This window comes from Novosphingobium sp. NDB2Meth1, from assembly GCF_900117425.1.
Lineage (GTDB): Bacteria > Pseudomonadota > Alphaproteobacteria > Sphingomonadales > Sphingomonadaceae > Novosphingobium.
Map to the genome: position 1 here is coordinate 392213 of NZ_FPEH01000015.1, position 20399 is coordinate 412611.

Sequence of the window (20399 nt, forward strand, 5' to 3'; positions counted from 1 at the left end):
GCCTCACAAGTCCTTGGCGGACATCTGGATGATCGGCGTGTGCGGCACATGCGCCGCCATGCGCGGCAGCAGCACATCAAGCGAATGCTCGGCGAGGATGATCCCGCCATGGACCGGGCGGATGAAGCCCACCTCGATCATATGCGCCTGAAACGCCAGCAGCTTGTCGTAGAAGCCGAAGGCATTGAGCAGGCCGACCGGCTTGGCGTGATAGCCCAGCTGCGCCCAGCTCACCGCTTCCCACAGCTCGTCCATCGTGCCGACCCCGCCGGGCAGGGTCAGGAACCCGTCCGAAAGGTCGGTGAAGGCCTGCTTGCGCTGGTGCATCGTGTCGACCACCGTCAGGCTCGTGCAATCGGGATTGGCGACTTCCGCTTCGGCCAGCGCGCGCGGGATCACCCCGATCACTTCGCCGCCCGCTTCCAGCGCCCCCGCAGCGACCGCGCCCATCAGGCCCAGCCGCCCGCCGCCATAGACCACGCCGATCCCGCGCGAGGCTAACTCGGCGCCGACTTCGCGCGCCAATGCCACATAACGCGGGTCCGCCGGCGATGCCGAACCGCAATAGACCGCCAGCCGTTTCACGCGCGCTTACCTTTCCAGCAGGTCCTCGATCATGATCCGCGCCGTCGCCTTCGCGCTGCCGACCACGCCGGGGATGCCCGCACCCGGATGAGTGCCGGCGCCCACCAGATAGAAGTTCTTGATCGCATCGTCACGGTTGTGCGCGCGGAAATATGCGGATTGCGTGAGCAGCGGCTCAAGGCTGAACGCGCTCCCCTGGTGAGCCGAAAGATCGATGGAGAAGTCCTTCGGCGTATAGTGGAATTTCGTCACAACCCGGCTGTGGATGTCCGGGATCAGACGGCGTCCCACTTCATCGAGCACGCGCCTTTCGAGCAGCGGGCCCACTTCGTCCCAGTCGACCGGCAGCTTGCCCATGTTCGCCACCGGCACCAGCGCGTAGAACGTGCTCATGCCTTCGGGCGCCATGCTCGGGTCGGTCACCGAGGGGTGGTGCAGGTAGATCGAGAAGTCCTCCGGCAGCACGCCGTGGTTGTAGATGTCGTCAAGCAGTCCCTTGTAGCGCGGTCCGAACAGGATCATGTGGTGCGCGATTCCCGGCCAGGTGCCTTCCACGCCGAAGTGCACGACGAACAGGCTGGGGGAAAACTTCTTGCGCTTCAGACTCTTGGCCCGGCGCTGCGCATGGCCGTTGTCGGGCATCAGGTCCTGATAGGAATGGACTATGTCGCCGTTGGAGGCGACCGCGTCGAAGTTTTCCTGCCAGCCGCTCTTGGTCCGCACGCCCTTCACCCGGTCGCCCAGCGACTGGATGTGCTCAACCGCATCGCCCAGCCGCACAGTGCCGCCCAGCCGCTCGAAGTGCCGCACCATGCCTGCGATCAGCTTGTTGGTGCCGCCCTTGGCCCACCACACACCGCCGTCTTTTTCCAGCTTGTGGATCAGGGCATACATGGCGCTCGCGGTCATCGGGTTGCCGCCCACCAGCAGCGAATGGAAGCTGAACGCCTCGCGCAGCTTCTCGTTCTGGATGTAGCTGGAAACGATCGAATAGACCGAACGCCATGCCTGATAGCGGATCAGCGGCGGTGCCGACTTGATCATCGAGGCAAAATCAAGAAACGGCACTGAGCCGAGCTTGACGTACCCTTCCTCGAACACGCCGGCCGAAAACTTCAGGAACTCGGCATAGCCGGCCACGTCGCGCGGGTTGAGCTTGGCGATCTCCGCGTTCAGGATCGCCTCGTCGTTGGTGTAATCGAAGTTCGTCCCGTCCGCCCAGTTCAGCCGGTAGAACGGCTTGACCGGCACGAGTTCGACGTCCTCGGCAATCTCATGGCCCGAAAGCGCCCACAGTTCGTTGAGGCAGGGCGGATCGGTGATCACTGTCGGCCCGGCGTCAAAGGTGAAGCCGTCCTTTTCCCAGTAGTAGGCACGTCCGCCAGGCTTGTCGCGCGCCTCGATCACGGTGGTCTGGATCCCCGCCGACTGCAGGCGGATCGCCAGCGCCAGTCCGCCGAAACCGGCCCCGATGACAGCGACTTTCTTCATGATGGAACTCAAACTCCTGAAAACTTCAACGGCGCCGGTTGCCGGCCGAAACCGGTAATCGTGCCCAGTGCCCGAGGGATCGGGATCGGCGGTATTCCCGCCAGAATGCGGAACTTGTCGTAAGAGGTCGAACGCCCCGAATAGAACCGCTCGATCAGCTGCGGCTTCATCGTGTAGAACCGCTCCAATATGCGCAGCCGTTCTTCCGGAAAGGCACCGCCAAACAACAATGCCGAGAGCATGCGGTAGTAGGACTGGTTTTCCCAGTGCCCTTTAGCCCACTTGGCAGAGAAGGCTTTCAATCCCGCACCATCGAGCTTGTCGTGATGCGCCAGCGCCAGCGCAAAGCGCACGGCATCGGGCACCGAGTAGCTGGTGAGCGAATGGAATAGCCCGGCGCGCGAACCAGCCCGCGCGGTATCCTCGCCGGCACCCTGCCAGAACCCGGCAAAGTCGCCGCCGGCCACCACCGGCAGCACGCCGTGCTCCTCGTTGATCAGCGCCTCGACTTCCCACCCGCGTGCCGCAAGGTATGCGTCGATCCGCTTTTCCAGCAGCGGCCGGTCCAGCACGCTGCTGTCCGAGTAGTAGGTATCCTCGAGGAAGATCACATCGGGCGCAAAGGGCAGGGCGTACATGAAGCGGTAGCCGTCGATCTGCTCGACCGTCGCGTCCATCACGATGGGCCGTTCGAGCCCATGCGGCGCCTTCAGCTTGAACTTGCGGCCGACGAACTTCTGCCACCCGCCGGTGAAGTGCGAGACATCGCGCAGCCCCCGCGTGTCGATCACGCCGCCGGCCTGCACCGGCGTGCCATCGCCCAGCATGACTTCGGTCTCGCTGCAGCTCTTCACGGCCTGCCGGGTGAGGATAGCATCCTCTGGCAGCGCCGCGCGCAGCGCCGCATCGAACTTTTCCGATGTCATCGCGCTATAGCGGGTGGCGAGGTGGCGGCTGTGGCGCGGAAAGTGGACGTTGTAGTCCGGCCAGCTCGCCTCGATCATCGGCGCGAGTAGCTCGGTCGCCTCGGGATCGGTGTCGGTCGCAAAGAACGACCACACGTGATTGCCGCCCAGACACTCGCCCTGTTCCACAATGAGCAGCGAAAGATCGGGCCGGTAGCGGGCCAGCGCAAGCGCGATCAGGCCGCCTGCCAGGCCCCCACCAAGGATCGCGATATCGCAGCGCCGTGCATTCATCATGCATGGCGATAGGCGCTGGACCGAAGTCGCGCAACCTGTGCCCGCGTGCCCGTTTGTGAAGATGGGGGATCGGGAGGGGAGTGGGGCCCCGGGGATGGCGGTGAAGGCTGCCATCCCCGGAGAACTTGCAAAGGGCGACTGGGGGGAGTTGCCCTTCTCCCAGGGATTGTCGCGGCGACCGGCCCCTGAAGTGTGGAGTAAAGGGGTGGTCGGGGCGACGATCTCAACATGCCGAAGTCCATCTGTCGCCGAGCGGTCCGCACCATGAACAATCGGTAATGTTGAGTTGCCGTGCGGAGCAATGCCTCCAGATTCCTGTTGCGTTTTGATGCGGATCAAGGCCTCCTTGCACCGGCAAGGCGAGAACCGCCACAACCGGACCAATCGGCTCCCCGCTGCGGTGGAGAAGGGCCGCGGCCGGGCAAGATGGAGAGAGAATGATGGCAGAGCAGGCTGAGCAGCACGTCGACGTCCTGATCATCGGAGCCGGAATTTCCGGGATCGGATCCGCCAAGCATCTGCAGGACCAGTGCCCCGGCAAGAGCTACGCCATCCTCGAAAGCAAGGACACCTTCGGCGGAACCTGGGAAACCCACAAGTACCCCGGCATCCGCTCCGATTCCGATCTCTACACCTTCGGCTACCGCTTCAAGCCGTGGACCGGCACGCCGATCGCCTCGGCCGACGCGATCCTCAAGTACATGGGCGAGGTGATCGAGGAAAACGGGATCACGCCGCACATCCGCTACGGCCACACGATCACCGCCTGCAGCTGGTCTAGCGCCGACAACCTGTGGACCGTCAAGGCGCGCCGCAAGGATGGCAGCGAGGTCGTCTACATCGCCGGCTTCCTGTGGATGTGCCAGGGCTACTACGACCACAAGACGCCCTACATTCCCGAATGGCCGAACATGGCCTCCTACAAGGGCCACTTCGTGCATTCCCAGCTGTGGGACCCCAAGACCGACGTGGCCGGCAAGCATGTCATCGTGATCGGCTCGGGCGCCACCGCCGCCACCATCGTCCCCGCGCTGTGCGAGGCCGGCGCCACGGTCACCATGGTCCAGCGCTCGCCGACGTGGTTCTACTGCGCGCCCAACGTCAGCGAACTGGCCGACCGCCTGCGCACCATCGGCGTCGACGAGCCTACCATCCACCGCGTCGTGCGGCAGGACTACATCTACAACTTCTACGAGATGGACCGCCGCAGCCGCGAGGAGCCCGAGGCCATGGCCGAGGACCTGCGCGCGCTGATCCGCGGCTATGTCGGCGAGGACTTCAACTTCGAGCCGCACTTCACGCCCAGATATCGCCCGTGGCAGCAGCGCCTGGCCCAGCTCCCTGATGGCGACATGTTCAAGGCGGTCGTCGCGGGCAAGGCGAGCGTCGTCACCGACACGATCGACACCTTCACCGAGAAGGGCCTGCGGGTCAGCTCCGGGCAGGAGATCGAAGGCGACATCATCGTCGCCTGCACCGGCTTCCGCCTTTCGGTGCTCGGCGAAATCCCCTTCGAGGTCGACGGCAAGGCGGTCGATTGGTCCGAGACGATCAATTACCGCGGCATGATGTTCACCGGCGTGCCCAACCTCGTCTGGGTTTTCGGCTACTTCCGCGCCTCGTGGACCCTGCGCGTTGATATCGTCGGCGATTTCGTCTGCAAGCTCCTGAATCACATGGATGAAGCGCATGCCAGGAAGGTCGAGGTCGCGCTGCGCGAGGAAGACAAGGACATGAAGATCCTGCCATGGATCGACGCCGACAACTTCAACCCCACCTACCTGATGCGCGATCTGGACCGCATGCCGAGGCGCGGCGAAAAGCCCGAATGGCAGCACAACCAGGACTACTGGAGCGAGCGCGAACAGATCCCCTTCATCGATCCTGCCGCCAGCGAGTTCGTCTACGACAACCAGCGCGCCGAAGCCGCGCTGGAAGCTGCGGAATAAGGCCTTTCAGGTCCTCCCCATTTTTCCGAAGGACAAATGGGGAGGTGGCCTGCCGAAGGCAGGTCGGAGGGGTAAAGGCGCTACGCCGCTTTCGCCCGCCGCGTCCCCGCCGCGATTTCTTTCAGCAAATCCCGCACATAAGCATCGAAATCGAGCTGGATCGTGTGCCGCCGCGCCGCATAGTAGTGCCCGGTGTGATATTCCTCGTCGGCCTTGATGATGCGGTGCATCTCGCCCAGCGGGGGAGGGGTGTAAGCCCCCGCCAGATAGGCCGCGATCAGCTTCGATTGCTGCTCGGCGAAGTTGACCAGCGTCGGCAAGGGCTGCCCTAATCCTGCATAGAACAGGTCCGGCACTTCGGGCTTCATGATCCGCTTGAACAGCGGCGGCGGCCGGTTGTCGGCATCGGCGCAGAGCGAGGGATCGTCGAAGAAGGGGAAGCGGATGTCATAGCCGGTCGCCCAGACGATCACGTCGATCTGCTCCCGGCTGCCGTCCTTGAACACCACGCCGTCACCGTCCAGCCGCTCGATGGCGCCCTTCATTGTCAGGTCGCCTGAACCCGCGCGCAGCAGGAACTCGCCCGAAACCGTGGCATGGGCATCGAACGGGCCGATCTCCGGCTCGGGCAGGCCATAGTCGCTCATCTTGCCGACCAGGCTCTTGATCATCCGCGTGCCGAGCGCCGTGCGCACCGAACGGGGCATCCACGCCGGAGCCGGGTTCTTGTCGATCGGCTGGCCCTTGTAATACTTCGGCAGCACCCAGACCCCGCGCCGGGTCGAAACGAACAGCTTCTCGGCAATTGCGCGCTGCGAAAGCTCGGAGGCGATATCCATCGCCGAATTGCCCATGCCGACCACGAGCACGCGCTTGCCGACGCAGTTCACCGGCTCGAACGCGCTGCGGAACGAATGGCTGTGGAGCTGTTCGCCATCGAAGTGCCCGGGATACTCGGGAATGCGCGCCGCCCAGTGGTGCCCGTTTGCCACCACCAGCGCCTCGTATTCGCGCGTCTCGCCGGTCGAAAGCGTCACCGCCCAGCCGCCACCGGGCTTGCGCTGCGCCTTCTCGACCTTGGTGTTGAAGGTGATGTCCTCGCGCAGGGCGAACTGCGCGGCATAGTCGCGGAAGTATTGCAGGAGCTGCGAATGGTGCGGAAAGTCCGGCCAGTCCGCCGGCACCGGATAGTCCTCGAAGGCCAGCCGCCACTTCGAGGTATCGATATGCAGGCTCTGATAACAGGCCGACAACCCGTTGGGATTGTTGTAGTACCAGTTCCCGCCGATATCGTCCGAGGCGTCGAACTGGTCGTAGCTGATCCCGTAGTCCTTGAGCCGCTTGGCGACCGTGATCCCCGAACAGCCCGCCCCGATGATGCAGACGCGCTTCATGTCAGGCACGCTCTAGCCGCACCGGCATGGCATTGAACCCATGCAGGAACGGGCTTGCCAGCCGCTCCGGCTTGCCGACCATGACTGGCCGCAGCCCGCGCCCCACGATCTCGTCGATCACCGCCGCGATCTGCACCTCAGCCAGCCGCGCGCCCACGCAGCGGTGGATGCCGTGGCCGAAACCGATATGCCGCCGCGCATTCTCGCGCCGCACGTCGAACCGCTCGGCATCGGCAAACACGCTCTCGTCGCGGTTGCCCGAAATGTACCACATCACGATCTTCTCGCCCTTGCGGATCAGTTGCCCGCCCATCTCGACATCCTGCGTCGCCGTGCGCCGCATATGCGTCACCGGCGTCTGCCAGCGGATGATCTCCTGCGCGGCATTGGCGGACAGCGTCGGATCGGCGCGCAGCACGTCCAGCTGCTCCGGATAGAGCGTCAGCGCCTCGATCAGCCCGGCAATCGAGTTCCGCGTCGTGTCGTTCCCCGCCACGATCAGCAGGGCGATATTCGCCAGCCGCTCCAGCGGCGGCAGGTTCCCCATCGCTTCGGAATGGACCATCCGGCTGAGCAGATCGTCCGTCGGCGGCAGTCCTTTCCGCGCATCCAGTTCCCGGTCGAACCGCGCGAGCATTTCGCCCATCTGCTTCATCCACTCGGCGCGGTACTCCGGTGTCAGGTTATCCGCCGAAACCCCGCTGCCGTAGTCCGACCAGCGCTTGAGATCGCGCCACTCCTCGAACGGAAAGTCGAACAGGCTGCACAGCATCCCCAAGGTCTGCGGGATCGCAAGTTGCTCCACCCAGTCGAACGTCTCGCCAATCGGCAGCGTATCGAACAGCATCTTCGCCCGTTCGCGCACCTGCGCTTCCAGCTTGATCATCTGCCCCGGGCTGAACGCCGGCGCGATCACCTTGCGCTGCGCGGTGTGGATCGGCGGATCCTGCGCGATGAAGTTCGGAAACTCCGCCTCGTTGATCGATTCGGCGATCGTGATGTTCCCCAGCTTCCACGAGGAGGAGAACACCTCCGGCATCAGCTCGATCTGCTGGATCGTCTCGTGCGTCACCGCCGACCAGTAGCTGCCAAACGGGCTTTCCGGCCGCCAGCTCACCGGCATCTCGCGCCGCAGCGTGGCAAACGGCTTGCGCCACGTGTCCTCGGTGTAGAGCGCATCCGCGCTCACGTCATAGGGATTGATTGCCCGCTCAAGGGTCTGGCTCGCCATGTCCTGCTCCGCTTGTCCCGCTCGGCACACGGCGGGCCTTGGCACGACTATGTTTAAGCGCCCGCTTAAAGTCCAGTCCCAATGGTGGCTGGACGACGCCGCGAGACCGGACTAGAACCGTCCCATTCCCCGGGGAGCCAGTGAGCACGCATGGCTGAGAGGGGCTGGTCACGCAGCCCGACCCGTCGAACCTGAACCCGTTAGCACGGGCGGAGGGAGCGGTCAGTCTGCACGCCAGCGCCCGCCATCCGTCTGTTCAAAGGAGCGCAAGATGGCTGATATCAATTCCCGCCTCGAAAATGGCCCGCAGGCCACGCCCATCGGCGTCACCACCGGCCCGATCCGCGGCAGCCGAAAGATCCACGTCGAAAGCCCGCGCTTCCCCGGCATGACGGTCGCCATGCGCGAGATCGCGCTCGAACCCAGCTCGGGCGAGCCCCCGCTGCGGGTCTACGACACCTCCGGCCCCTACACCGACGCGAACGCCCAGATCGACATCGCCAAGGGCCTTCCCCAGCTGCGCCGCGAGTGGATCATGGGCCGCGGCGACGTCGAGGAATACCACGCCCGCGAAGTGAAGCCCGAAGACAACGGCCAGCTCGGCCCGGATCGCTCGGGCGGCGTCCCCGGCTTCCCCAACGTCGTCCAGAAGCCGCTGCGCGCCAAGGCCGGCGGCAACGTCAGCCAGATGCACTATGCGCGGCAGGGTATCATCACGCAGGAGATGGAATACGTCGCCGTCCGCGAGAACCTCGGCCGCCGCCAGCTCAAGGAAGCCTTGGCGCGCGACGGGCAGGACTGGGGCGCCAGCATCCCCGACTACGTCACCGCCGAATTCGTCCGCGATGAAGTCGCCCGCGGCCGCGCGATCATCCCCAGCAACATCAACCACCCTGAATCCGAGCCGATGGCCATCGGCCGCAACTTCCTCGTGAAGATCAACGCGAACATCGGCAACTCCGCCGTCGCGTCTAACGTCGCCAGCGAGGTCGAGAAGATGGTCTGGTCCGTCCGCTGGGGCGCCGATACCGTCATGGACCTCTCGACGGGCCGCAACATCCACGACACCCGCGAATGGATCCTGCGCAACAGCCCCGTGCCCATCGGCACCGTGCCGATCTACCAGGCGCTCGAAAAGGTCGGCGGCATCGCCGAGGAACTGACCTGGGAGATCTTCCGCGACACCCTCATCGAGCAGGCCGAGCAGGGCGTCGACTACTTCACCATCCACGCCGGCGTGCGCCTCCCCTACATCCCGCTCACCGCCAAGCGCGTAACGGGCATCGTCAGCCGCGGCGGTTCGATCATGGCCAAGTGGTGCCTCGCGCATCACAAGGAATCGTTCCTCTACGAACACTTCGACGAGATCACCGAGATCATGAAGGCCTACGACATCGCCTACTCACTCGGTGATGGCCTGCGCCCCGGCTCGGTGGCGGATGCCAACGACGAAGCCCAGTTCGCCGAACTCTACACCCTCGGCGAACTCACCAAGCGCGCGTGGGAGCAGGACGTGCAGGTGATGATCGAAGGCCCCGGCCACGTGCCGATGCACAAGATCAAGGAAAACATGGACAAGCAGCTCGCCGCCTGCGGCGAAGCCCCGTTCTACACGCTCGGGCCGCTCGTGACCGACATTGCCCCCGGCTACGATCACATCACCAGCGGCATCGGCGCCGCGATGATCGGCTGGTTCGGCACCGCGATGCTCTGCTACGTCACCCCCAAGGAGCACCTCGGCCTGCCCGACCGTGATGACGTCAAGGTCGGCGTCGTCACCTACAAGCTTGCCGCTCATGCCGCAGACCTTGCGAAGGGCCACCCGGCGGCGAAGCTGCGCGACGATGCCCTCAGCCGCGCCCGCTTCGAATTCCGCTGGCGCGACCAGTTCAACCTCTCGCTCGATCCCGACACCGCCGAGCAGTACCACGACCAGACGCTTCCTGCTGAAGGCGCCAAGACCGCGCACTTCTGCTCGATGTGCGGCCCCAAGTTCTGCTCCATGAAGATCACGCAGGAAGTGCGCGATTTCGCCGCCAAGCAGAACGCCGGCATCGAAACCTTCGTCGCAAGCGAAGCCGATGCCGAAGCCGGCATGGCCGAAATGAGCGAGAAGTACCGCGAGGCTGGCAGCGAACTTTACCTCCCTGCCGCGGAGTAAGACGCGGACCCTCTCCATTCACGCAATGCGAGGATGGGGAGGGTGGCCGCCCGTTGACCGGGTGGGGGAGAGGGTAGTCACAAGTCTTGCAATCGCGATTCCGGCGCGTCACCCATTGGTTCACTACAACCAAGGGGAATGACCCGAAATGACCGACGCGAAAGCCATGATCCAGACGATGATTGCATTAGCCTCCGCCTCGCTCGGCCTTGTCGCCGCGCTGGCGTGGAACGAGGCGATCAAGGCAACGCTTGCGCTGCTGGGCATGGGGGACAGCCTTGCCGGGCTCTACAGCTACGCCATCCTCGCTACGGTACTTGCCGTCACCGTTCTCACCATCTTGGGCCGGATCAGTTCCCGCATCGGTGCCGAAGCCGTAATCCAGCGCGAGGCTGAGGGGTGAACCTGCGAGGCTAACCTCGCTTCAGCCGAACCAGCGCTGCATCCAGAGATGACAGAAACCGTGACCGGTCAGCCTTCGCGAAAGGGGCCGGCCCACCTATCACGTCGCCGCCCGCGCGCAGGTCCGCCATGATCGCGCGGGTAGCGATCTGGCTGCCGATGGAATTGCCGGTGAAGGGCTTGCCGGTGGGGGATAGCACTTGGGCGCCGGCCTTGATGCAGCGGTCCGCGAGCAGGATATCAGCGGTGACCACCACTGAGGTCGGGCCCGCGTCCTCCGCGATCCAGTCGTCTGCCGCATCGAAGCCGTCGCTCACCACCACGCGCCGCACCAGCGGATGCACGGGCACACGGAAGGGCGCATTGCTCACCACCACGACCGCGACCTCATGCCGCCACGCGACCTTGTAGATCTCGTCCTTGACCGGGCAGGCATCACCATCGACGAGGATGCGGATAGGGGCAGGGGGCTCGTTCATCGCCAGCCCTTGCCACAGCTATCCCGCCGGAAACAGATCCTGTCGTTCAGGTGCTCCGCTTCATGTTTTCGAGCCCGGCGACGACCCCCGGCTTCTGGCTGGGATTGGAAGCGTTCTGTTTCTTGGGACCTTCCGCCTTGGGCTTGCGCACTTCGCGGTTCGATTTCTTCTGGCTCTTGGCCATGCTCGCTCTCCGTCCGGACAGTATGGCCGGATGCCAGCCCTAGGCCCTTGGCGGGGGGATAGCCAGCGATCCTCGCCTGACATGGAGAACAGGGCACGAAAAAGCCCCCGCAAAGCGCTAGACGGGCGCTTGTCGGGGGCTCTGTCGTCAGGGCAGCCGGATGACTGCCTGCAGGAGTCAGTTCGAGGCGACCTGAATGCCCAGCGCGCGGGCTTCGGCCTGCGTGAACTCGACAGCCTGGTTGTTGAACGTGCCGGTCACATAGCGGCCGCGCACGTGGAGTTCGAACGGCGCCTTGCCGTTGAACGCAGTGCCCTTGATCACGCGCTCGCCACCCGAGACTTGCGTGGTGTAGACGTACGTGACACCCTCGTGGGTGAACTTCGCACCTGCTTCTTCGGCCTGAGCCATCGCCGGAACGGCGATCAGGGCAGCAGCGGCAGCGATCTGGAAGGACTTGAGAAACATGGCAATATCTCCTTTGAAACCGGAAGAAATTGCCTTCGAGCACCCCTGTTTTCTTGTTGAGCCAGATATGGTGCGGCGCACAATGACCCGCAAATGTAATGATCGCATTGCCAGTTGCAAAACGCGCAATCGTCGCGTCAGCTTGCTGGTCCTCACGCTTGCAACCGCCTTTGCGGCCTGTGCGCCCAAGGCTTCCGGGCCATCGCCGGCGCCGCTTGTGGTCGGTGGCTGGCGGGCGGCTGATCCAAGCGGAGAAGGGGTGCAGGCAGCCGCGCGCTATGCTGCAGCGCACCTTCCGCAGTCGCACGGTGCACTGGTGGAGGTAACGTCAGCGCAGACGCAGGTGGTTGCAGGCACCAACCGGCGGATGGCGCTGCGCATGGCCGATGGCACGCGCTGGTCGGTTACCGTCTGGCACAGGCTCGACGGCTCGTTCGAGCTGACCGATGCGCAGCAAATGCCCTGAAAGTCAGCGCTTTCTGACGAATTCGGCGCGCAGGACGAGGCCCTTGATGCCGTCGAACCGGCAATCGATTTCCTGTGCATCGCCAGTGAGGCGGATCGATTTGATCAGCGTACCGCGCTTCAGCGTCTGGCCTGCGCCCTTGACGTCGAGGTCCTTGATCAGCGTGACCTGATCGCCATCGGCAAGGAGATTGCCTACCGCATCGCGCACTTCGACCTTGCCCTCCGCCGCGCGCCTGGCCGCAAGTTCGGACGCCGGCATCCACTCGCCGCTGTCCTCGTCGAACACGTAGTCTTCATCGCTCATGCCGTGCCGCTTGCCCGAAAGGGCAGGACCTGTCCAACCCACAACGCCAGCCACACCAGCACCGGCTGCAGAAACATGCGAGGGACGTGATAGCCGAGCCCCAGCCCATGATCCGGCCGCGCCATGTCGCGGATAAAGTGCACGATGTTCGCCGGGAACACGCAGACCGCATAAGCGGCAAGGCCCCAGCCCGCCGCGCGCCGGAGCGCTGGGGACCACGGCTGCAGCAGCCCCGCGGCACCCGCCAGCTCGGCTACGCCGGTCAGCGCGATGACCAGTTCAGGCTGCGGCACCCAGGTCGGCATGATGCCAAGGAACGGGCGGGGCAGCAGCAGATGCAGCACGCCTGCCAGTGCGTAGAGCAGGGCCAGCACCCAGCGGGTAACGGCCCGTGGCACTGGTTAGTCGCGCAGGAGTTCGTTGATCCCGGTCTTGCTCCGGGTCTGCGCGTCGACGGTCTTCACGATCACCGCGCAGTAGAGCGAGGGACCCGGCGTACCATCGGGCAGGGGCTTGCCCGGCATCGCGCCGGGAACAACGACGGCGTAGGGCGGCACGCGGCCCATGTGGACCTCGCCCGTCGCACGGTCGACGATCTTGGTCGAGGCGCCGAGGTACACGCCCATCGAAAGCACTGCGCCTTCGCCGACGACCACGCCTTCCGCCACTTCCGATCGCGCGCCGATGAAGCAGCCGTCTTCGATGATGACGGGGCCAGCCTGCAGCGGCTCCAGCACGCCGCCGATGCCCGCACCGCCCGAGATATGCACGTTCTTGCCGATCTGCGCGCAGGAGCCGACCGTCGCCCAGGTGTCGACCATCGTGCCTTCATCGACATAGGCGCCGATGTTGACGAAGCTCGGCATCAGCACCACGCCCTTGGCGATATGCGCCCCGCGCCGCGCGACCGCGCCGGGCACGACCCGGAAACCGGCCTCGCGGAAGCGGTTCTCGCCCCAACCGGCGAACTTCGAAGGCACCTTGTCGTAAGCCGGAGCACCGCCCGCGCCCTGCTCGATCACTGCGTTGTCGTTGAGGCGGAACGAGAGCAGCACGGCCTTCTTGAGCCACTGGTTGACGGTCCATGCGCCATCGACCTTCTCCGCCACGCGCACCTTGCCGCCGTCGAGCAGTTCGAGCGCGGCTTCGACCACTTCACGCACGGATGCGCTGGCAGGCGTGACGTTGGCGCGGTCTTCCCACGCGGCTTCGATGGCGGCCTGCAGGTCTGCGGTCATGGCGTATGCTCCCCGAAAATCAGAGCGCGGGGCCTAACCGAGCGAAAGGCTGCCCGCAAGCTCCGCGCAAACCAATTCCAGCCACTGCGGCAGATCATCGATCACGAGATCGATCGCGGCATCGTCCTTCGCACGGTCACCCCACTCACTGGCGCAGTCGAGCCACACCGTCTGCATGCCGAGTGCCTTGGCGGGCGGCAGGTTGCGCGCCGAGTCCTCGACAAACACCGCGCGCTCCGGCTCGAAGCCGAACGCCGCGATCAGGCTGTGGTAGGCGGACGGTTCCGGCTTGGGCTTGTAGTCCATTGCGATGACGTCCCACATGCCCTCGAAGCAATCCTCGAGCCCGAGCGCCGCCAGCACCCGCTCCGCATAGGGCTGGTCGCCATTGGTGAAGATCAGCCGCCGCCCGGGAAGTGCCTTGATCCGCTCCGCGAGGCGAGGCGCTTCGGCCAGCACGCTCATGTCGACATCGTGGACGAAGTCGAGAAACTCGCGAGGATCGATGGCGTGGTAGTGCATCAGGCCCGCGAGCGTGGTGCCGTGATCGTGGAAATACATCTTCTGGATGCGCTTGGCCTCGGTTGCATCACAGCCGAGCAGATCGGCAATGAACTGCCCCATGCGTTGGTCGATCTGGCCGAACAGGCCGCAGGCCGGCGGGTAGAGCGTGTAATCGAGGTCGAAGATCCAGCAATCGACGCGGGTCGGATCAAACGCCACGGGACAAGCTCCCGTACAGCTTGTGATTGCCGGGCATTTCGGAGATGAGGTCGGCCATGGCGAAACGCGGTGAGACTGATCTGTTCATGGCCGCCACCATGGCAGCGAACGGCGCGGCTGTCAGCGCCCGAAACGGGGGCCTGGTCGTCGGCGTCGATGAAGCGGGGCGGGGGCCGCTGGCGGGGCCGGTGGTCGCGGCGGCCGTCGTATTGGGCGCGCAGCCGCCGGAGGGTCTTGCGGATTCCAAGGTGCTCAGCGGTGCGCGCCGTGCGAAGCTGGAGCCGCTGATCTGCGCAAGCTGCCACTGGGCGCTCGGCATCGCCGAAGTCGAGGAGATCGATCGGCTCAACATCTTCGCCGCCACCATGCTCGCGATGACCCGCGCCGTGGCTGCGCTGGAGCGGCAATTGGTTGGAAGCGCGATCCGCATGGCGCTGATCGATGGCAACATCACCCCGGCAAAGCACTGCGCGGAGTGGCGCTGGCAGGCCCGTGCCATCGTGAAAGGCGATGCGATCGAGCCTTGCATTTCCGCCGCTTCGATCCTCGCCAAGGAGCACCGCGACCGGCTGATGCGGGCGGCGGCGGCGGAGTTCCCGCACTATGGCTGGGACCGCAATGCGGGCTACGGCACCGCCGAGCATCTGGCAGCGCTGCGACAGCACGGCGCCAGCCCGCACCACCGCCGCAGCTTTGCGCCGGTGGCGGCGGTCATCGACTAGGCCGCACGAAAACTTTTTTCGCGAGTGAATCCGCCCGGTCACACCTACAAGATATGGAGTCCGATGGCCCGCGCAGACTCCAGATGTAGACGCGGACTCGTTCCGTTCTCACCCCTTCAGGCGCTGCGACTCGGCGGAATCCGGCGAGTCGCGGCTTGACGGCGAGTCCCGGATGATTCACCTGTCGGGCTGCATCAGCAGGGGACAAGGCGGACATGGTGGCTCTGGCAAAGGAACGTCAGGCAAAGACGGCAGCGCGCGCGCTGCGCGGCGCGGTTGCGCCGGCGGTGAGCAAACTTGCGCTCCCGCTCGGGCAGATCCTGCGCGGCGATTGCATCGAGCGGATGCGGGAGCTGCCCTCCGCCTCGATCGACCTGATTTTCGCCGACCCGCCTTACAACCTGCAGCTCGGCGGCGACCTCGCGCGGCCCGATGGCAGCCATGTCGACGCCGTGACCGACGACTGGGACAAGTTCGACAGCTTCGAGCGCTACGACAGCTTCACCCGCGAATGGCTGACCGAGGCGCGCCGCCTGCTCAAGCCCGATGGCGCGATCTGGGTGATCGGCTCCTATCACAACATCTTCCGCGTCGGCGCGTTGCTGCAGGATCTCGGCTTCTGGATCCTCAACGACATCGTCTGGCGCAAGGCCAATCCGATGCCCAACTTCAAGGGCACCCGCTTCACCAACGCGCACGAAACACTGATCTGGGCCTCGCGCAGCGAGAAGGCAAAATACACCTTCAACTACCGCGCGATGAAGACGCTCAACGACGAGCTGCAGATGCGGTCGGACTGGGTGCTGCCGATCTGCGGCGGGCCCGAACGCATCCGCAAGGATGGCGTGAAGGCGCATCCGACGCAGAAGCCCGAGGCACTGCTTTACCGCGTCATGCTGGCGACGACCAATCCGGGCGATGTCGTGCTCGATCCCTTCTTCGGCACCGGCACGACTGGTGCGGTTGCGCGCCGCCTCGGCCGCGAATTCATCGGCTGCGAGCGCGAGGAAAGCTACATCGCGGTGGCCGAGGAACGCATTGCCGCCGCGCTGCCGCTTGATGAAAGCGCGCTCACCACGATGATGAGCAAGCGCAGCGCCCCGCGCGTCGCGTTCGGGCAATTGATCGAAAGCGGCATGATTGCGCCGGGCGCTCAGCTGTTCGACCGCAAGCGCCGCTGGTTGGCGAGCGTGCGCGCCGATGGCTCGATCATGGCGGATGCCGCCACCGGCTCGATCCACAGCGTCGGTTCGGCGGTGCAGGGCGCGCCTTCATGCAATGGCTGGACGTTCTGGCACATCGAGCACGAGGGCGAGGTCAAGCCGCTCGATGCGCTGCGCCAGCTCTATCTCCTCGCGGTCGAGGACTGACGTGCTGCCGCTGCTGGGCCTGATGCCCGATCCGCTGGTGCTGCGCTGCCATGCGCGCTGGACCAAGGCGATGATCCTGCAAGCCGTGCGTCTCGCTGCGCGGCGCCGGGTGCGCTAGAACGCGGCCATGGCGCAGAAGCTCTACATCCGCCCGATCGGCCTTGCCGAGAGCCCGCAGAGCGAAGAGGGCGGAGCGATCCGTCTGGCGGGCGGGCTGGTCTATGCGGCGCGGTTTGCGCTGATTGTTCGGGATGGCGCGAAAGTGGTCTCCCGCCGCCGCTTCGGTGCGGACGAGGCGAATGACGTGCTGGGCGCGCTTCCCGATGCGCTGGCCGCCGAGGCGCAGGCGCAATGGGCCAATCTCAAGGCCGTGCACGGTCCGCTGATGTGCGGCGCGCGCACGCTGCGGGTCGATCAACCGCAAGTGATGGGTATCCTCAACGTCACGCCCGACAGTTTTTCCGACGGCGGCCAGTTTCTCGACAAGCCGGAAGCGGCACTGGACCATGCCTACGCGATGCTCGAAGCCGGCGCGGCGATCATCGATGTCGGTGGGGAATCCACCCGTCCCGGCGCCCCTGCTGTCTGGGAAGGCGACGAAGTCAAGCGCGTCGTCCCGGTGATTGCGAAGCTTGCCACCAGCGGCGCCGCGATATCCATCGACAGCCGCCGCTCGACTGTCATCGCCGAAGCGCTCGCGGCAGGTGCGCATATCGTCAACGATGTTTCCGCGCTGCGCCACGATCCACGCTCGGTGGAAGTCGTCGCGGCAAGCGGTGCGCCGGTCGTGCTGATGCATGCCCCCGGCGGGGAGAAGGACTTGCATGCCGACGGCCACTATGCCGATGTCGTACTCGATGTGTTCGATGCCCTGCGCGAGCGGCGCGATGCGGCGGTGGCGGCGGGGATCGCGCGCGAGAAGATCCTGCTCGATCCGGGCATCGGCTTCGGCAAGTCACTCGCGGAGAACCTCGCCCTGATCAACGCGCTGCCGCTGTTCCATGCGCTGGGTCAGCCGCTGCTGCTCGGCGCGAGCCGCAAGCGCATGATCGGTGCGCTGTCCGGCGAGGCGCCCGCCCATCAGCGGCTCGGCGGATCGCTGCTGTTGGCGGCCAAGGGTTTCGAATCCGGTGCGCAGATGGTGCGAGTGCACGATGTCGCCGATACCGTGCAGGCCCTGCGCGTCTGGCGCGGCCTGCGCGACGCGGCCCTGATGGATTTCAGCTAGCTCGAGACTTGACCGGAAGCGCGGGCGCGCCAAGCTCCTCGTTGTGCTCGCCGATATGCGGCGTCGGCCGGACTTCAAAGCCTCCGACGGAAAAGCTCACCGGACTGCGCATCTTGAGGTACTCGCCCTCGGTCGGGTGCGTGCGCTGCTGGAAGAAGTCGACCGCCTTGAGGTGCGGATCCTCGGTGATGTCGTCGAGATCGCGCACCGGCATGCAGGGAATCTGATGCTCGGCCATCTTCGCCGCCCATTCCGCCATGGTCAGCTTGGGCGTGCGCTTGGCCATCTCCTCATAGAACGCGCTGAAGTTGCGCATGCGCGAGGGGTAGTCGATAAAGCGCGGATCCTCGGCAAGTTCCGGCGCCTCGAGCAGCTCGATCACGACATCCATGGCATCCAGCGTATAGGGCACGATCACCACGTAACCGTCCTTGGCCGGGAAGGGCTGGCGCAGCGGATCGAGCTGGCGCGGATAGCCCGCCGGTTCCTTGGGCGGCACCAGCGCCAGCCCGTAGAGATGCTCCTGCATCATGAAATGGGTGAAGCTCTCGAACATCGGGACTTCGACGAACTGCCCTTCGCCGAAGCGCAACTTGTGGATGATCGCGGCCATGACCGCCCAGGTGCCGTGCAGCCCGGAGACCTTGTCGGCGATCAGCGAGGGCAGGAAGCGCGGCACGGGATTGCCATCGACCCGCGACAGCAGATTGGTTGTGCCCGTGGCGGCCTGGATCACGTCGTCATAGGCCTGCAGGTCGCCATACGGTCCGCCCGAGCCGAAGCCGGTGCAGTGGACATAGATGATGTCGGGCTTGATGGCCTTGACGGCGTCATAACCGAAACCCAGCCGCTCGATCGCCTTGCCGCGCACGTTGTGGATGAACACATCGGCTTCGGCGAGCTGTCTCGCGAGTGCGGCCTTGCCCTCCTCGCTCTTGAGATCGAGCGCGAGGCTGCGCTTGCCCTTGTTGAGATTGAGCGTGCAGGGGCCCATCCCGGGTGTCGCCGCAACCTTTCCGGCGTGGCGGAACATGTCGCCAGCAGGCACCTCGACCTTGATCACGTCCGCACCAAGATCGGCCAGTGTCTCGGTGGCGTAAGGTCCGAACACCACGCTGGTCAGATCAACGACACGGATACCTTCCAGCAGCTTCTGACCGGCCATTCTGGTCTCTCCTCCCGGCGGCGCACGAGCCGTCCGGCGAGAGACTTAACAGCACCGCGCGAGGGAGCAACGCTGCCATTATCGAGAGGGCTCAGGCGACGTTGTCGATCCCGAGCTCGGAGAGCTTGCGGTAGAGCGTCGAGCGCCCGATGCCGAGCCGCCGCGCGACTTCGGTCATGCGGCCGCGGTAGTGGCCGATGGCAAGGCGGATGACGTCGGCCTCGATCTCTTCGAGCGGGCGCAGGTTGCCGTCGGGCGAATAGAGCATCACGCCCGCGCCTTCGGTGCCGCTGGGCGCGGTGCGCGGGGCTTCGCCGAGCATGTTCGAAAGATTGGGGAAGTCCTGCGCGGTCAGCGCCTCGCCGTCGCAGAACACCGCCGCGCGGAACAGCGTCGCCTGCAACTGGCGGACATTGCCCGGCCAATCATATGCCGCCAGCAGCGCCAGCGCGCCGTCGGTGATGCCGAGCGGACGCAGCCCCGGCTGTTCGCCGATGCGGGTGAGGAAGTGGCGGGCCAGCGCCGGAATGTCGCCCGCGCGCTCGCGCAGCGCCGGCAGATGGACATGGACGCCGCTCAATGCATCCAGAAGGCCGCGATCAAACAGCTGCGCCTCGACAAGATCACCGAGGTCGGCATTGCTGCACACGATCACGCGCACATCGAGGCGAAAGCTGTGGCGCGCGCCGATGGGCTGGATATCGCCGCGCTGCAGGAACTGGGCGAGCCGGTTCTGTGCGGCGAGGCAGAGGCGGTCGATTTCGTCGATCACCAGGGTGCCGCCGTCGGCATGCTGGAGCGCGCCGACATGGCGTTCGAAGGCGCCGGGGAAGGCACCCTTCTCATGGCCAAACAGCACCGATTCGATCTGGTTGGCCGGAATGCCGCCGGCGTTCACGATCCGCAGCGGCGCCTTTGCGCGCGGGCTGGCGGCATGCATCGCTCGCACCAGCATTTCCTTGCCGGTGCCGGATTCTCCTTCGATCAGCACGGTGTTCTGCGTGCGCGCGGCCTTGGCGGCGACGGCGAGCGCAGCCCGGAAACCGGGGGCGGCGCCGATCATCGAATCGAAATCGAGCGTGCCGGAGAACTTCTCGGTGAGCGGTTGCAGTTCCTCCGGCGATTCCTCGCGCCGGGTTGCGGTGCGCAGCGCCTGGAGCAGCCGATCGGGCGCGACCGGCTTGATCAGGTAGTCCGAAGCTCCGGCGCGCATCGCCTCGACGGCGAGCAGCGGCGAGGCGCTTGTGGTGATCATGAGGATGGGAAGCGCGGGGCGGCGGGCCTTGAGCTCGGCGATCAGCGCGCAGGCTTCGTCGCCGGGAACCCATTGATCCAGAATGATTGCATCGAGCTGCATGCCCTGCCGCGTGCCGAGCGTGGCGATCGCCGTCTCGGAATCGCGGGCGATGATCGTGCGCCAGCCTTCGCGCGCCGCGAGCGCCGAAATGAGGCGGCACTGCGCCGGTTCGTCATCAATCAGCATCAAAAGCCGATCTGTGGGCTCAGCCATGGGTTCCCCGGTCCTTTTACATAGTGCCGGGGTCTAGCCCATTTGGGTAAAGGTCAGATTAAGCGCAAAACCGCCGGTAACGCTTGAGCCGGGGTGGCGCGGTCGCTAGAGCATGCGGTCAACCG

General features: G+C 65.3%; 21 protein-coding genes and 1 riboswitch. Of the genes, 7 read left to right on the top strand and 14 right to left on the bottom strand.

The annotated features are described in order from the left end of the window. Positions 1-3 precede the first annotated feature (3 nt). From NDB2M1_RS11315 to crtY, 3 genes are read right to left on the bottom strand one after another with little or no spacing between them, the layout of a single operon-like run. Positions 4-585, bottom strand: a complete 582-nt coding sequence (locus NDB2M1_RS11315) for an LOG family protein (RefSeq protein WP_072382333.1) — start codon at positions 583-585, stop codon at positions 4-6. Between the two features lie 6 nt (positions 586-591). Continuing rightward, positions 592-2076 (bottom strand): phytoene desaturase, encoded by a 1485-nt coding sequence (locus NDB2M1_RS11320; RefSeq protein ID WP_072382335.1) that lies wholly within the window; start codon positions 2074-2076, stop codon positions 592-594. Between the two features lie 8 nt (positions 2077-2084). Further along, entirely contained in the window at positions 2085-3278 is a 1194-nt protein-coding gene (crtY, locus tag NDB2M1_RS11325) for a lycopene beta-cyclase CrtY (RefSeq protein ID WP_371328199.1), read from the bottom strand. Positions 3279-3718: 440 nt separating this feature from the next. Between crtY and NDB2M1_RS11330 the strand changes: the two genes are divergently transcribed. Beyond that, entirely contained in the window at positions 3719-5227 is a 1509-nt protein-coding gene (locus tag NDB2M1_RS11330; RefSeq protein WP_072382650.1) for a flavin-containing monooxygenase, read from the top strand. A gap of 80 nt (positions 5228-5307) precedes the next feature. Here the strand turns inward: NDB2M1_RS11330 and NDB2M1_RS11335 are convergent, their stop codons facing one another. Together NDB2M1_RS11335 and NDB2M1_RS11340 are read right to left on the bottom strand one after the other, a co-directional pair. Further along, positions 5308-6621 (bottom strand): flavin-containing monooxygenase, encoded by a 1314-nt coding sequence (locus NDB2M1_RS11335; protein ID WP_072382339.1) that lies wholly within the window; start codon positions 6619-6621, stop codon positions 5308-5310. A 1-nt stretch (position 6622) separates the two neighbouring features. Next, the gene (locus NDB2M1_RS11340) at positions 6623-7852 is read right to left on the bottom strand and encodes a cytochrome P450 (protein ID WP_072382341.1); all 1230 of its coding nucleotides are present in this window, start codon (positions 7850-7852) and stop codon (positions 6623-6625) included. A 120-nt stretch (positions 7853-7972) separates the two neighbouring features. Then, a riboswitch (TPP riboswitch) is annotated at positions 7973-8087 on the top strand. 36 nt (positions 8088-8123) lie between these two features. Here NDB2M1_RS11340 and thiC point away from each other — a divergent pair. Together thiC and NDB2M1_RS11350 are read left to right on the top strand one after the other, a co-directional pair. Next, complete coding sequence (gene thiC, locus NDB2M1_RS11345) at positions 8124-10013, top strand: phosphomethylpyrimidine synthase ThiC (protein ID WP_072382344.1); 1890 nt, start codon at positions 8124-8126, stop codon at positions 10011-10013. Between the two features lie 148 nt (positions 10014-10161). After that, complete coding sequence (locus tag NDB2M1_RS11350) at positions 10162-10416, top strand: DUF5654 family protein (RefSeq protein ID WP_072382346.1); 255 nt, start codon at positions 10162-10164, stop codon at positions 10414-10416. A gap of 10 nt (positions 10417-10426) precedes the next feature. Here the strand turns inward: NDB2M1_RS11350 and NDB2M1_RS11355 are convergent, their stop codons facing one another. The 3 genes from NDB2M1_RS11355 to NDB2M1_RS11360 form a co-directional block, all read right to left on the bottom strand. Continuing rightward, a complete protein-coding gene (locus NDB2M1_RS11355) occupies positions 10427-10894 on the bottom strand; it encodes a YaiI/YqxD family protein (protein WP_072382348.1) in 468 nt (155 codons plus the stop codon). A 46-nt stretch (positions 10895-10940) separates the two neighbouring features. Further along, positions 10941-11078 carry a hypothetical protein gene (locus tag NDB2M1_RS22630; protein WP_171955371.1) on the bottom strand — a complete coding sequence of 46 codons (138 nt, stop codon included), beginning with the start codon at positions 11076-11078 and terminating at the stop codon, positions 10941-10943. A 177-nt stretch (positions 11079-11255) separates the two neighbouring features. After that, entirely contained in the window at positions 11256-11546 is a 291-nt protein-coding gene (locus tag NDB2M1_RS11360) for a hypothetical protein (protein ID WP_072382350.1), read from the bottom strand. A 142-nt stretch (positions 11547-11688) separates the two neighbouring features. Here NDB2M1_RS11360 and NDB2M1_RS11365 point away from each other — a divergent pair, with 142 nt between their 5' ends. After that, entirely contained in the window at positions 11689-12012 is a 324-nt protein-coding gene (locus tag NDB2M1_RS11365; RefSeq protein ID WP_072382352.1) for a cystatin domain-containing protein, read from the top strand. Between the two features lie 3 nt (positions 12013-12015). Here the strand turns inward: NDB2M1_RS11365 and NDB2M1_RS11370 are convergent, their stop codons facing one another. From NDB2M1_RS11370 to NDB2M1_RS11385, 4 genes are read right to left on the bottom strand one after another with little or no spacing between them, the layout of a single operon-like run. Beyond that, positions 12016-12318 carry an alkylphosphonate utilization protein gene (locus tag NDB2M1_RS11370; protein WP_072382354.1) on the bottom strand — a complete coding sequence of 101 codons (303 nt, stop codon included), beginning with the start codon at positions 12316-12318 and terminating at the stop codon, positions 12016-12018. Beyond that, entirely contained in the window at positions 12315-12716 is a 402-nt protein-coding gene (locus NDB2M1_RS11375) for a DoxX family protein (protein ID WP_072382356.1), read from the bottom strand. The genes NDB2M1_RS11370 and NDB2M1_RS11375 overlap by 4 nt, the downstream gene beginning before the upstream one ends. A 3-nt stretch (positions 12717-12719) precedes the next feature. Next, positions 12720-13556: a 2,3,4,5-tetrahydropyridine-2,6-dicarboxylate N-succinyltransferase gene (gene dapD, locus NDB2M1_RS11380; protein ID WP_072382358.1), complete on the bottom strand. Its 837-nt coding sequence runs from the start codon at positions 13554-13556 to the stop codon at positions 12720-12722. 33 nt (positions 13557-13589) lie between these two features. Beyond that, on the bottom strand, positions 13590-14279 hold the full coding sequence (locus NDB2M1_RS11385) for a pyrimidine 5'-nucleotidase (protein WP_072382361.1): 690 nt from the start codon (positions 14277-14279) through the stop codon (positions 13590-13592). Between the two features lie 98 nt (positions 14280-14377). Between NDB2M1_RS11385 and NDB2M1_RS11390 the strand changes: the two genes are divergently transcribed. From NDB2M1_RS11390 to folP, 3 genes are all read left to right on the top strand, one after another. Next, the gene (locus NDB2M1_RS11390; protein WP_072382652.1) at positions 14378-15001 is read left to right on the top strand and encodes a ribonuclease HII; all 624 of its coding nucleotides are present in this window, start codon (positions 14378-14380) and stop codon (positions 14999-15001) included. A gap of 215 nt (positions 15002-15216) precedes the next feature. Further along, positions 15217-16371: a site-specific DNA-methyltransferase gene (locus tag NDB2M1_RS11395; protein ID WP_054123421.1), complete on the top strand. Its 1155-nt coding sequence runs from the start codon at positions 15217-15219 to the stop codon at positions 16369-16371. A gap of 127 nt (positions 16372-16498) precedes the next feature. Beyond that, positions 16499-17599 (top strand): dihydropteroate synthase, encoded by a 1101-nt coding sequence (gene folP / locus NDB2M1_RS11400; protein ID WP_072382363.1) that lies wholly within the window; start codon positions 16499-16501, stop codon positions 17597-17599. Here folP and NDB2M1_RS11405 read toward each other — a convergent pair. After that, positions 17592-18764: a CaiB/BaiF CoA transferase family protein gene (locus NDB2M1_RS11405; RefSeq protein ID WP_072382365.1), complete on the bottom strand. Its 1173-nt coding sequence runs from the start codon at positions 18762-18764 to the stop codon at positions 17592-17594. The two genes, folP and NDB2M1_RS11405, sit on opposite strands and share 8 nt — an antisense overlap. Before the next feature lie 91 nt (positions 18765-18855). Further along, a complete protein-coding gene (locus tag NDB2M1_RS11410; protein WP_072382367.1) occupies positions 18856-20274 on the bottom strand; it encodes a sigma-54-dependent transcriptional regulator in 1419 nt (472 codons plus the stop codon). Positions 20275-20399 lie beyond the last annotated feature (125 nt).